Below are 13,453 nucleotides of genomic sequence, written 5' to 3'. Positions count from 1 at the left end.
ATGTATTTTGAATGATTATAAATTTGCTTCTTTTTTAAAGAAGAAATCAACTACTAACTTAGGAGCATCCTCTTTAAGTTTATAGCCTTCACCGGATTCCTTTATTACAGAAATCTCTTTTTTATCATTAATTAAAATGAAAAGAGTTTCTGTTGAACCGTTTTTAAAGTTCACTTCCATTTCTGTGTTTAAGGATTTTTTTTCCTTTTCACTTAACTGCAATTTAACTGGTGAACTATCTTTTATTGTTCGGACAATCTCTTTGATTAAGGAATCATCTGAAGTTTGATGTGTGGTGATTATGAAATCTTCTTTATTAGTTTGTGATTTTAATAATTTTATATTTTCTATTTTGGTATCTTTCAATATCATCAATTTTGTTGTGTCATTTGTTTCAGATGTTTTCGAAGTAATCAAAGAACAGCCATTTAAACAGAAAATTAGGATAATTGCAAAGAAATAATAGAGTGATCGTTTCATTTTTCTATCTCCTTTTTCTTTTAATATACCATTATGAAACTGAATATACAATTTTAACCAAAAAATATTAATTCTCTTAATATTATAAAATTTCATGTACTCTATCTGTTGTGTAAATTTAATTATAGAAACAAGGCGAATACTATACTACAATTCAAAAATAAACAAAGAAAAACATATACCAATAAATATAATCACATACAAGCACGTATAGGCGGGACCACTTAAAGCGTTAAATCTTCTCTTTTGCATACTATCCTTTCACATTGATTATCTTACTGAATAAGTCCCACTTGTTCCTCATGTAATATAATGTTATCCTTCTATACTGGAACACATTTTTTCAATTTATCCCGCTATTCGTGGGCGTCCTACGATTCTGAACGAGCCGTTTCCGCTTTTCTTAAGAAGTTAGGTGGGAGAGAAACTGCCCATCAAAGCCCGATTGGTGAGGGCTGATAATTAGTGGGAGATGAAGAACCCCCCACTGATTAAAGTTTCATTTTATCAAAGAGAGGTGTTAAATGAACAGACATGTAGCAAGTGGCATATTATCGTTAGTAGCTTTATTTGTAGGCCTTGCTTCCATGCGGAACAAAAAACAAAAAGTGGATTCAAAATCAAAAGCGGTATAATCTTATTATGAGGCGCTGTCCATGATAAATACTGCAGGCATTGGGGTATAGAGTATGTTGTTCTCCAGTGGATGTTAATGAGCACAAGAGCGTTTTTGTTCTTGTACTGATTAACATTGGCTGTATTTAATGCCTCAATAATTATACAAGCAAGAAATGACGTTTACATTTAGAGACTTTGTAAAACTAACGTAGGATAAGAAGTTGGCCAACCGGTTTTGGCTTAAAAACATGATAGGTATGGTGAAAGGAGAAAGACAATGACTTTGAAGCTTAGCGATGCCCTCTACGGTGATTTTGAGATAGATGGTGTCTTGTTAGAACTTATTCGTAGCAAACCAGTACAACGATTAAAAGGAATTTATCAAGGTGGTGCTAGCTATCTTGTAAATTCAAATTGGAACAATACACGGTACGACCATTCAGTCGGCACAATGATGCTTGTAAACAAACTCGGAGGCTCATTGGAAGAGCAAGTGGCCGCTTTATTACATGATGTTTCGCATACGACATTTTCCCATGTTATTGATTATGTCCTTGGGCATAAAGAAGAGAATTATCATGAAACGATTTATGAACAGATAGTTGCTCGATCATCAATTCCTGATATTTTGGCGAAGGTTGGATTGGACTGGGAAGGCATATTGCTTGATGAGAGCCAGTGGACTTTGCTGGAACAGCCAGCCCCACAATTATGTGCGGATCGTGTCGATTATACATTGCGTGACCTATACGCCTACGGCTATATAACACTACAAGAGGCACATTGTTTTTTGGCCCAGCTTGTGGTTTTTGATGGACAAATAGTTTGTAGCGAACAATCAGCGGCGGAATGGTTTGTGAGCACGTATTATAAAGAGGTTATTGGGCTATTTATGAATCCGCTTAATATGTTTGGGAATGATCAGCTTGCAAAAACATTAAGGCTTGCTTTGCAAAAAGATGTGTTATCTTTAGAAGATTTTCTGAAAGAAGATGAGGATGTAATTCGCTTGTTAAAGGAATCTGGTGATGGCAGCATTACAGCTATGCTGCATACGCTTTTTAACAGCAAAGTAGAGAAAGGGAACTCGTCTTGTTATGATGTCCATCAAACAACAAAACCGCGTCTGATTGACCCACCTGTTATCGTTTCGGGACAGCTTGTTCCTGTATCCAACTTGTCGGCTAGTACCAAGACGTTGACGGAACAAGCAAAGCAAACAATAGAAAAAGGTATATATATAAAAGTTTGCTCTCAGCTATGAGTGAATCAAATGCTAGCTGATCACTTAAATAAACCCTTCCCTGTTTCTAGATTTAACAGGGAAGGGTTTATTTTTATTACTTGAAAATTTTTAAGGGACAAAAAAAGGCACTACTGTTATGACATCATAAACTTTATCATAACCTTCCGCTAAACTCCTTTTGTAGTCCGCTTTTCAGTTTAGGTCTTATTTTCACTTTTCGCTATAAAACGATAAGAAAATAGCTTATATATCGATTGGAAATGGTACAATACTTATATAAAGTTGTTATTTTATCATAACTGAAAAGAGGAGAAGCAGATGTATAACAATTTAGAGGAATTAATTAAGCACCCTGTATTTCATCATTTTGCAGAAATTTCAAAGATTCCAAGAGGATCGGGAAATGAGAAAGAAATTAGTGATTATTTAGTTAAATTTGCGCAAGAGAGAAATTTAGAAGTTGTACAAGATCACGCACTAAATGTCATTATGAAAAAGCCAGCAACAGCTGGATATGAGAATGTGCCAACGATTATTATTCAAGGGCATATGGATATGGTATGTGAAAAGAACCAAGCAACGGTTCATGACTTTGAGAAAGATCCAATTCAATTACGCATTGACGGGGATATGCTGTATGCAAATCAAACAACATTAGGTGCAGATAATGGGATTGCGGTTGCCTATGCATTATCTTTATTAGATGCAACCGATATTCCACATCCTGCTCTTGAAGTCGTGATTACGACAGAAGAAGAGACAACGATGGGCGGCGCTTTTGCTGTTGACCCTAGCCATTTTAGCGGTAAAATCTTTATTAATATTGATTCAGAGGAAGATCATAAATTATTAGTAAGTAGTGCGGGCGGCGCGAAAGCAGTTGAAACAATATCTATTGTTTGGGAAGAAACGCCAGCTAACGTATTCCCGTATCGTCTTTTTGTTGGTGGATTAAAAGGTGGACATTCTGGTTTGGAAATTGATAAGCAAAGAGGAAATGCCAATAAGATTTTAGGTAGAGTCCTTTATGATTTATCCAATGAAATTGCATTTTCTATGAGTGACGTTCATGGCGGATTAAAAATGAATGCAATCCCGCGTGAAAGTGCAGCAACAATTTTACTTTCTGAAAGTGATGTACAAAAAGTAGAAGAGAAAGTGAAAGAGTGGACAAGCATTTTACAAGAAGAACTACGCGCTGTAGATCCAGATGTACATGTTTTACTTACGAAATTAGAAGAAAAAGTTGAAAATGTTTTTGCTAAAGAAACGCAAAAACAACTTATTTCTTCATTATTCTTAATCCCTAACGGTATTCAAAGTATGAGTATGGAAATAAAAGAATTAGTGGAAAGTTCAACAAACTTAGGCGTTGTTGAGATGTTACATAATGAAATTAAATTAAGAAACGAAGTAAGAAGTTCTGTGAAAAGCTTAAAACAACAAATTGTAAATGAAATTAAGCATATCGCAGAAGTAGTCGGAGCGCAGTTTGAAAAAGAATCTGAGTATCCAGAATGGCCATACAATCCAAATTCTTCAATTCGCAACTTGTTTGAAAAGGTGCATAAAGAAAAATATGGCACAGATGTAGAGATTTTTGCAGTTCATGCTGGAATTGAGTGCGGTGTATTTATGGAGAAAATTCCAGGACTAGATGCGATTTCACTTGGACCAGATATGTTCCATGTTCATACACCAGATGAGCATGTGAGCATTCCTTCTGTAGTGAACAATTGGGAGTATTTTATTGAAGTATTACGTGAAACGAAGTCGTTAGTTTAAACATATTTAAGAGGGAAAAGAGATGCTTATTCATTGAAAGCATCTCTTTTGTTTGCTGCAGTAATTACACAAAATCTCTTTTTAATTTCACATACCGTATTAAAAATTACATAAAATAATAAAAAAAGAAATATAAAAGAGTACTTCAAAATCAACTTTTGTCGTATATTTTGGAGTTACTTGACGTTTACATATATCCTTAATAACAAATACATCAACAAAAGAAATCGATAAGAAATATAAAATAAAAGAAGTGTATCGAATTTCTCCTTACTCATTTAAAGAAGCTGGAAATGTTACTTTAACAATTAAAGAAAATAAAAATACACATGTAGAAACCTTAATCAAAGTTAAATAGTAAGATATATACATCAATTAAAAAACCGACATAAAACTCCTCTTTTTAGGTGGGAGAGAGCATTTGGCCATGCATAGAAGCGATTAGGGGCCTTTTTCTGCCACATGCGAAGTAAAAACAGAAAGAGGTGTAGGTCACTTTTTATTCTGCATAGCAGGGATTTAGATGTCGAAAAATTAAAATAGATTTATATAGGTACAACAACGTACGAAATTCTCCTCTTATACTAGAGGAGAATTTCATCAAAAATATAAAGTGAAACTTTAATCAGTGGGGGTTCTTCATCCCCTACTGATTATCAACCCTCACCAATCGGGTTTTTACGGGCAGTTTATCTCCCGCCTAACTTCTTCAGAAAAGCAGAAGCGGCTTGCTCAGAATCGCAGGACGTTGGAGCCTAGGGCAGAGAGGCGCTTTTTGCCTCGTCCGAGGGGGGGAACGACCGAAGATTCTAGCCGCTAGAGCTGAACAATGTTTTCGCCGAATTTTGAGGTGGGAGTATTACTGCCCGCGAATAGCGGGATAAATGTAGCATTACTCCGAACAATTATGTAATGCTTTCATAATCTTATCTGCCGTATTCTTTCCATTCCCTATGCAAGCTCCAATACCTACACCATAATATGAAGCACCAGCTAAGTAAACATTTGGAAAAGCAGCTGACAATTTCTCATTCAAAGATTGAACTGCCTGATTATGTTCTAAATGATAATTTGGCATTAAGTCTTTCCAGTTTGTAACTTCAACAATCTGCGGCTCACCCTGAATTCCAAGACTTTTTTTAATATCAGATAAAGCAACTTGAATGAATTCTTCTTTACTATTATTTTTAATCTTTTCATACGCTGGATTTGAACTTTTATAAAACATTCTTACTAATAAGTTTTGTTTTTTTGATGTATGCTTCCATTTCCTACTTGTCCATGTACAAGCATCACAATATAAATTACCATTTTCTGAAACAATAAAGCCTGTCCCATCTGCCGGTAATTGATTATCAGGTATTTCAAATCCTAAATAAATACTAATAAGAGATGAATTTTTGAATTTATTGAAATCACTGTTTAATTCGGCAGAATTTAATACTGCTTGTGCAATATCGTGAGGAGCAGCTAAAACAATGTAATCCGCTTTTAGTTTCTCTTGATTCGAAAAAGAAATTTCATATCCATTACCGACTCTACTTACATTCGTCGTTGTTACTCCTTTTCGTATTTCCGTCTCAGTCAACACCTCTTCTAACCGATTAACGATCGTAGAGAGTCCTCCTTTGAACGATATAAACTTTTTATTTCCAGTTGCCTGGAATTGTTTTTTGTTCACTTCAAACCCTTTAATAATACTGCCGTATTTATTTTTATAGTCAAGTAAATATGGTAATGTAGATGCCATTGTAAGTTCATTTAATTTACCAGAATATACCCCTGAAAGGACAGGAGAAATTTGCTTCTCAACTAACTCTTTTCCTAAAAAGCTTTCTAAAAATAAAGCAAGTGACGTATCTTTCGTAAAGCCTTTGTTTTTAGTAATAAAATCTTTCAATGCAATAATTTTCCCTTTCGTTGAGACTAACGTACTGTTAAACAACGACTCTACACTTGTAGGGATTCCAAACACTGTATCAGCGGGAATAGGATGTAACGTATTCTCTGAATAAATGTAAGAAATACCAGTTTCGTTATATACCATATCATCTTCTAGATTCAGTTCTTTTACAAAGGGCATCACATTTTCATTTCGAGCAACAATTGAATCTGCTCCTGTTTCCATAATGAAATCATTTTCTTTTACACTGTGAATTTTCCCGCCTAAATATGCCTCTTTTTCAACAAGGATCAATTTTAAATCTATATTGTAATCCTTTTTTAATCTTTCTAAGTAAAACATAGTAGAGAGTCCCGTAATACCTCCACCTACGACAACAACTGTATTCATATCTACTGAGCTCCTAACCGACACTATAAATTGATAAATTTCTTTATTATTATACCCAAAAGTTAGCTTTCTCGACTAGCAGCTTACGCAGTCTGTAAAAAATTAGACAATATATACGAACACTTTTAATTTCTCTTGTAAATTAAAAGACTTTCTTTTTTAACATCTTTATTGATTTCAAAGCTACACTTGTTTTAACTTAATAAATGAACAAGTTTCTTAAAACCGGCTTATGATATAAATTTAATAATAAACTAACAAAGTTCCTCATTGGCAAACAAAGTTTTTCTAATGTTGAATGTTACGATTGCATTTCTTCGCAACAACTAGGAGATATGTTTGCGCTGCAAGGCTATGTTTTGCATTATGAATCTGCTTATTTACAAGAGCGAAATTGGATTCAAATAGCTTGTATGAATCATTATAAAGTAAGAGAAATCCGCAGTATGTTACAGTATTTCAAAAGGTGTTTAGAAGAATTGGAAAGTGCGGTAACATTCTAAAACATGATAATGGAGAAAATTCCAGAACTAGATGCGATTTCACTCGGACCAGATATGTTTCACGTTCACACCTAGATAAGCATGTAAGCATTCTTTCCGTTGTGAATAACTGGAGTATTTTATTGAAGTATTGCGGGAAACAAAGTCGTTGATTTAAATAGGTTTGAGATGGAAAAAGGGTTGTCTCATAAGTCGGTGTAACTGGCTTGTGGACAGCCTTTTTTTATGAGTAAGAATTCAACTGCAGTTTTTCGTTTTATAATAGAAAATTGCGTTTTTTACTCATGTTTTTTTGTATATTGAAGAATAAACTTAACATGTAAATAAAAATTGAAAGGAGCAAATATAATGAATGCACTATTATCTGCAAAAAATGTGACAAAGATTTATAACAAGAATCAATTACCTGGACTTAATAAAGTATCTTTTGATATTGAATCAGGTGAATTTGTTGGTATTATGGGGGCCTCTGGATCTGGAAAGACAACTTTATTAAATATCCTATCAACTATCGATACGCCTACAGATGGAGATGTTTTGATAAAGGGCATCGATATTAAAAAACTTAATGATAATAAATCTGCAGATTTTCGGAAAGATCATTTAGGTTTTATTTTTCAAGAGTATTTCTTACTCGATAGTTTAACAGTAAAGGAAAATATTGCTGTACCACTTACTTTATTACATAAATCCCCAGAAGAAATTGAATCATCTATACATAGTTTAGCAAAGTGGTTTGGAATATTCGAACAATTATCTAAGTATCCTAGTCAACTTTCAGGGGGACAAAAACAAAGGGTTGCAGCAGCAAGAGCGATTGCGAAACAGCCAAGTATTTTATTTGCAGATGAACCGACAGGCGCATTAGATTCAAACTCTGCAACTGAGCTACTTCAGAAATTAAGAGAGGTAAATGAGGAACTTCATACAACGATTTTAATGGTAACCCATGATGCTTATGCAGCAAGTTTTTCAAGTAGAATACTAATATTTAAAGATGGAAATATCATAAAAGAATTGAGAAGAAATGGAAAAGGGAGAAAAGCTTTTTTTGAAGAGATAGTAAAGGAAATCACTAAAATTGATGAAAATCGATATAACTAAGAGTATGAAAGGAAGGCATGACTGTGGGATTATTAACAATAGCAAAAAAGAATCTGAAGAATAATTTTTCCTTCTATTCGTTTTATTTCGTTTCAGTAGCTTTTGTGCTGATGGTGTTTTTCGCCTTTATTTCTTTTTCCATGAACAATATAATCATGGAAAAGATTTCGTCTGATGGTAGGGTTGAAATCATGTCAAGAACGGTGGGAATCTTTGTTATGACATTTGTACTATTCTATATGTCATACTCCAATACTTTTTTTATGAAAAAAAGAATGAAAGAACTTGGTATTTATTCACTCTTGGGATATCGAAAATCAACAATGCTAAAACTATTAACTTTTGAAAATATTATAATTTGTTTTGCTGCTCTAATTGTAGGAATCGCTTTTGGCGCGATTGCTCATAAAGGGATTGTCGCAGTGATAGTCAGAGCACTAAAATTACAAATTGATACTTCTGAAGTGCCACTTATTCATTCTGGGGCAGTACTATTCACGTTTGTTTTTATATTTGTCGTTTTGACTGCTTTATTTTTATCGAACTGGATCATTCTTAGGAAAAGTTCCTTACTGACTTTGGTACGTATGGAAAAAAAGGAAGAAAAGCAGATGAGAATCAATACAGCTTTCTCATTCCTTGGATTATTCTTGATACTAATTGGTTATTTCTTTGCTATTGATATTACAAGAGGGATGAAATCATTCTGGAAAACAATAGGATTTTCACCAATTGCACTTTTAACAATGTTAAGTGTAATAGTAGGGACCATTTTCTTTATTCACTCTTTTTTACCATATGTTATTCAAAAATTGAAGAAAAAGAAAAGCTGGTTTTATAAGGAAGCCAATATTATTGTTATTCCAAATTTTATATTTAAAATCCGTTCGAAGGCAAAAACGTTAATTTTGTTAACTTTATTAGTTGCAGGAACGTTGGCTATATTCGGCTCTACTTTACTAACTCTCTACTATCCTGTTGCTGCTACGGAACGAATCATACCGTCAGCTATCGAGTTTCCAGTGGAAGATAAACAATTGGCCGCTAAAGCAATTAAAATTGTACAAGATACTGTTGGTAAAGAAAATATGAAATATAAAGAAACAACTATTATTCATGTAACATCCTCTTCTGACCATTTACCTAAAGAATATAGTGCAAAGAAAGAACATGGATTTGATCTTATTTCCGAGTCGGATTATAAAGAATTAATACATATTCAGGGTAAAAATGTAGACTTTGAGAATTTAGCTAAAAGTGAAAGTATTTTAGTAAAATATCGACCTGACAAAGAAAGGCTAGATAAAGGGAATATATATACTTTAAACTTAACAAATGCAAATAACGTGGATATAAAAGTAAAAGACACTACTTTACTCAATTCAATCGGATTTGCAAATAGTGTAGGAACACTTGTCATTTCAGATCAACTATATAAAGAGATAAAAACCTTAGAGCATAAAGAAACAACGATGATGAGCTTTAATGGAGCAGATATGAGGGATAATAAGAAAGTTTATGAAAATGTAGCTCCACTATTTAAAAATAATATTTATTTTACAAGTAGTTATCAAAAAAATGATTACCTTATTCAGCAGAATAGTTCAACATTCTTGCTCATTAGTTTTGTTACGATCATCTTTTTTATTGCAACGGGTAGTATTCTCTACTTCCATAACCTTTCGAGCATGATATCAAACAAAAATGAATTTATCATTTTAAAAAGAATGGGATATAACAAGAAAAAGATAAAAAGAATAATAAGTAAAGAAGTTCTTACGTTATTTAGCATCCCCTACGTATTAGGGTTAGCACATAGTATTTTTGCACTGATAGCTTACAAAGCGGCTTTAATGGATGACTTATTAGGAAAAAACAGTGCCTTTATACTGCCTATTCTTTTTGCAGTAATTATTTTCACTTTGGTATATATCATTTATTATTTGTTAACAAAGCGAGCATGTTATAAAATTATCTTTGACAATAAAAAGTAAAAATTCCTATATAAATACAAATTTAAAAACCGACATTTTAGATGGGCAAGAGCATCTGGCCATGCATAGAAGCGGTCAAGGCCTTTTTCTGCCACATGCACGGTTTAAAAACAAAAGGAGCATGCAAGTAGCGGGTATGTTGTATTCTGCATAGCGGAAACTTATATGTCGAAAAATTAAAATTGATATATATAAGGCTAATGATAGTAAACAAGCATTAGCTTTATATGTATTTAAGCTAGTACTAGTAAAGGTAAGTGAGTTTATGAAAAAGTATTATGAGCAAAAGCAATTTCTTATCTTAATTAACCAACTGTGTATGATTATTTTTTTATGCTATGAATTTTCGCAAAATAATATTGTAGGAACAGCAAAGTTGCTTCCATTGACACTTATAACGATTTTGGTTATTTACGGAGCTTACATTGGATTTGTAAACATGAAAGAAAATAGTACCCTATGGAAGTTTTCTAATTTGCTAATCCTTACTTCATGGCAGTTTTTATTCACACTTAGTGAAACACAAATTTTTTATACGTTAAGTACGCTATTTAGCGTAGTGATTCTATATCAGACAGCACAGTTTTTTCTCTATTTCTTTTTTCAAGATTCTACTTATATGTATAAAAAAGAAAAAGACTGGATTTTACAGATTACATGTTTATTGACATTGGTTGCGAAATTGATAAACGATAAAATGTTCGCCATTCTATTTTTATCTCAATTTGTTTTAAGTTTTATTTGTATTTTTTTCTTACTTTTGAAACATCGAGGACGAATCATGTTTATCTTAAAAAGCGAAAAAAATCATTTACTTAAATCTTTTGCTGTTCTAATTTTTTTCTTTATTGGATACGCCATATTTTTTGCAGACAACCCTGAATATTTAAGTAATCTAGGGTGGTATTTCATGATCCTTTTCCCTTTATTTAGTATTCATGCGATTGCTTTTAAAAATCATAGATTTATGAAGCGATATTTTCTTTTAAAGGGAGGTAAAAGGGGACTGATCCTTTTCTTTCTTCTTGTTTGTATAATTTCACTTGGACTATTATTTAGGTTGAATATGATTGCCTATTTCATCATTATACATACGATTTTTTCGTTTGTTCTGTTTCATTTCACGCTATTATATAAAGACATAAAAAAAAGTATCTTAAATTCAGAAACAGAAGAACCAAAAATCATGTCAGAAAGCTTTTATGCTCATAATCTTGTACAGATAGCGAAAGAGGAAAAGTTGAAACGTGATTTTTCTAATTATTTGCATGATGAAATTTTGCAAGATATATTAGCTGTAAAAAATATGATGAATAAATCTAACAAAGAGGAGATTCATGAAATCATAGTAAAAACGTTGGATCACTTAAATTTGTCTATACGAGTACAAATGGAAGAGTACTATCCAACACTATTAAAGACACTAACATTAAAAGAAAATTATAGTAATTTACTTGAAATGGTGCAGCATAAAAATAGAATGAAAAATATTGATATCACTTTTCATTGTAGTGAAAATTTATTTTTAGTTGAACCCTATCAGCTTGTTACATACAGAATTTTAAAAGAATTGGTAACAAATGCATTCAAGCATTCTAAATGTTCAAAGCTAGTTGTGAGTTTGAAACAAGAAAATGACGAAATAGAGCTTATAGTAAAAGATAATGGTATAGGCTTAATGGTTAATGAAAAGCAGATTTCTAATGACCATAGAGGATTGAATTCTATTAAGGAACAGTTGTTTTTAGTAAACGGTAAAATGACAATTTCAGAATGTAATCCTTCTGGTTTATGTGTTGCTATTCTTATTCCTATGAAAGGAGATGATTCCTATGAATATTTTATTAATAGATGATCACGCTTTATTTGCAAGAAGTTTAGAGATAGCCTTGGAAGATTATTCTGAAATAGATCATTTTTACTCATTACAAAATATTGAACAGGTTATTGCATTCATTAATGAGTTTAAGCCAAACATCACATTAATAGATATTAATTTAAGTAACATCAGTAATGAAGATGGTTTAGGTGTAGCAAAACATATTTTAGAAAGCAAATGTGACACGAAAATAGTTATATTAACAGGCTATGATTTGCCTGTTTACCGGTATGAAGCTCAAAAAATTGGTGTAAGAGGTTTTATAAATAAAAACATTATGCCAGATAAGTTGTTGCAGATTTTAATTGAGATTAATAATGGTATTTCCTACTTTCCAATGTCTACGGACTATGTTGAGGAATTAACTAATAGTGAAAAACAAATTTTACAATTATTATGTGATGGATATAAGCGTAAAGAAATTTCTTCTATTTTATTTGTAAGTGAACGCACTGTTTCAAATCATATTCAACACTTATTTGATAAGTTGAATGTCACATCTTCGTTAGAAGCTGTAACGAAGGGAATAAAATTAGGGTATATTCAGCCTAATTATTAAAAGTAGTTTTGTCCCCTTACAAAGTAAGCATTTTTTATATACTAAAGGCAGGATAAAGAGAGAGAGGTGTTCATTATTGTTACATAGTTATATTTCACAAATTCCTTGCCATAGAAAGCCTGAAAGGAGTTATCATTCACTACAAAAATATATACCTTTATGTGCACGTTGTACTGGTATACTTTTAGGTTTTCTTTTGTTTCCGATTTATTTTTTGATCTCACATACTTTTATTCTCGTATTAGCTTTATCTTTTTTTGCGCAAGTTCCATTGTTAATAGATGGGTTCACCCAAAAATGGGGATGGAGAAGTAGCACAAACGTACTAAGAGTTTCAACTGGGTTTCTAAGTGGAAATGGTATGGCATTGCTAATCTCATCAAGTATTAGTTGGATAATCTCTTAGAATCGTTTTATTTAAATAGTAGGAGGTATTTTATATGTTTTGGATCTATTCCCTTCTCATTGTCATATCCGGTGGCAGCGGCATCGGTTTTATTATTCATGAAAAATATGTAGAAGCTATAATAGCTTTTATTGTTTGTTTTATACTCATAGTATTATTACGTATTTATCTCAGAAGAAAGACTCAAAAAAGACATTCAGGCGATGGCCCTTTAGACTGTGGCGAATGCTCAGACTTAGACTGCGATTGTAATGATTGATCTTTTTCTCAATTAGATTTTTATAATTTATATGTAAAAAAAGGTTCGCATCTTAGCGAACCGTAAACAAAAAATAACTCCAAAATATACGACAAAAGTTAATTTTGGAGTTATTTTTTGTTTGCTTAACTTTTTCCGGTACTCTGCAATTAGATGATAAATCCATTGACCACAGCAAGACTTTATCAATTTCTTCTTTATTGTTTAAATCGATATTGGGAAGTGTTTCAAATAAATAAAGAAGATAATGATAGGGACTTTTGAGATAGTTTTTATTGTTCCGTCTTAAGGATAGCGACTTTCAAAAAGAATTTCCGGTTTATGGAA

10 protein-coding genes and 1 pseudogene are annotated in these 13,453 nt (G+C 32.4%); 9 read left to right on the top strand and 2 right to left on the bottom strand.

The annotated features are described in order from the left end of the window. Positions 1-15: 15 nt before the first annotated feature. Positions 16-480 carry a hypothetical protein gene (locus tag BR72_RS03590; protein WP_035430185.1) on the bottom strand — a complete coding sequence of 155 codons (465 nt, stop codon included), beginning with the start codon at positions 478-480 and terminating at the stop codon, positions 16-18. An 895-nt stretch (positions 481-1,375) separates the two neighbouring features. Between BR72_RS03590 and BR72_RS03585 the strand changes: the two genes are divergently transcribed. Further along, entirely contained in the window at positions 1,376-2,362 is a 987-nt protein-coding gene (locus tag BR72_RS03585) for an HD domain-containing protein (RefSeq protein WP_081904774.1), read from the top strand. Positions 2,363-2,662: 300 nt separating this feature from the next. After that, a complete protein-coding gene (locus BR72_RS03580) occupies positions 2,663-4,129 on the top strand; it encodes an aminoacyl-histidine dipeptidase (protein ID WP_035430182.1) in 1,467 nt (488 codons plus the stop codon). 892 nt (positions 4,130-5,021) lie between these two features. Here the strand turns inward: BR72_RS03580 and BR72_RS03575 are convergent. After that, positions 5,022-6,422, bottom strand: a complete 1,401-nt coding sequence (locus BR72_RS03575) for a protoporphyrinogen oxidase (protein WP_035430179.1) — start codon at positions 6,420-6,422, stop codon at positions 5,022-5,024. A 314-nt stretch (positions 6,423-6,736) separates the two neighbouring features. On the opposite strand from BR72_RS03575, the pseudogene BR72_RS26210 reads away from it, so the two are divergent. From BR72_RS26210 to BR72_RS03545, 7 genes and pseudogenes are all read left to right on the top strand, one after another. Then, positions 6,737-6,925 (top strand): annotated as a pseudogene (locus BR72_RS26210) (aminotransferase class V-fold PLP-dependent enzyme); the annotation flags it as partial. Positions 6,926-7,273: 348 nt separating this feature from the next. Continuing rightward, the gene (locus BR72_RS03565) at positions 7,274-8,029 is read left to right on the top strand and encodes an ABC transporter ATP-binding protein (protein ID WP_035430176.1); all 756 of its coding nucleotides are present in this window, start codon (positions 7,274-7,276) and stop codon (positions 8,027-8,029) included. A 23-nt stretch (positions 8,030-8,052) separates the two neighbouring features. Next, positions 8,053-10,023: an ABC transporter permease gene (locus BR72_RS03560; RefSeq protein WP_035430173.1), complete on the top strand. Its 1,971-nt coding sequence runs from the start codon at positions 8,053-8,055 to the stop codon at positions 10,021-10,023. Between the two features lie 265 nt (positions 10,024-10,288). Next, positions 10,289-11,878: an ATP-binding protein gene (locus BR72_RS03555; RefSeq protein WP_035430169.1), complete on the top strand. Its 1,590-nt coding sequence runs from the start codon at positions 10,289-10,291 to the stop codon at positions 11,876-11,878. After that, entirely contained in the window at positions 11,847-12,461 is a 615-nt protein-coding gene (locus BR72_RS03550) for a response regulator transcription factor (RefSeq protein WP_051957209.1), read from the top strand. Before BR72_RS03555 ends, BR72_RS03550 begins: the two co-directional genes overlap by 32 nt. Before the next feature lie 91 nt (positions 12,462-12,552). Then, complete coding sequence (locus BR72_RS25230) at positions 12,553-12,867, top strand: DUF2085 domain-containing protein (RefSeq protein WP_420482269.1); 315 nt, start codon at positions 12,553-12,555, stop codon at positions 12,865-12,867. Positions 12,868-12,901: 34 nt separating this feature from the next. After that, complete coding sequence (locus BR72_RS03545; RefSeq protein ID WP_035430164.1) at positions 12,902-13,126, top strand: hypothetical protein; 225 nt, start codon at positions 12,902-12,904, stop codon at positions 13,124-13,126. Positions 13,127-13,453: the final 327 nt, after the last annotated feature.

The sequence above is a fragment of the Bacillus sp. UNC322MFChir4.1 genome (assembly GCF_000746135.1).
GTDB lineage: Bacteria > Bacillota > Bacilli > Bacillales > Bacillaceae_G > Bacillus_A.
The sequence above is the reverse complement of the archived record's forward strand: the minus strand, read 5'-3'. Positions and strand labels throughout refer to the sequence as shown.

Bases quoted from the DNA above. Each gene is read 5' to 3' on its own strand.
- BR72_RS03590 (WP_035430185.1), bottom strand. From the start codon at position 480: ATGAAACGATCACTCTATTATTTCTTTGCAATTATCCTAATTTTCTGT.
- BR72_RS03585 (WP_081904774.1), top strand. From the start codon at position 1,376: ATGACTTTGAAGCTTAGCGATGCCCTCTACGGTGATTTTGAGATAGAT.
- BR72_RS03580 (WP_035430182.1), top strand. From the start codon at position 2,663: ATGTATAACAATTTAGAGGAATTAATTAAGCACCCTGTATTTCATCAT.
- BR72_RS03575 (WP_035430179.1), bottom strand. From the start codon at position 6,422: ATGAATACAGTTGTTGTCGTAGGTGGAGGTATTACGGGACTCTCTACT.
- BR72_RS03565 (WP_035430176.1), top strand. From the start codon at position 7,274: ATGAATGCACTATTATCTGCAAAAAATGTGACAAAGATTTATAACAAG.
- BR72_RS03555 (WP_035430169.1), top strand. From the start codon at position 10,289: ATGAAAAAGTATTATGAGCAAAAGCAATTTCTTATCTTAATTAACCAA.
- BR72_RS03550 (WP_051957209.1), top strand. From the start codon at position 11,847: ATGATTCCTATGAATATTTTATTAATAGATGATCACGCTTTATTTGCA.
- BR72_RS03545 (WP_035430164.1), top strand. From the start codon at position 12,902: ATGTTTTGGATCTATTCCCTTCTCATTGTCATATCCGGTGGCAGCGGC.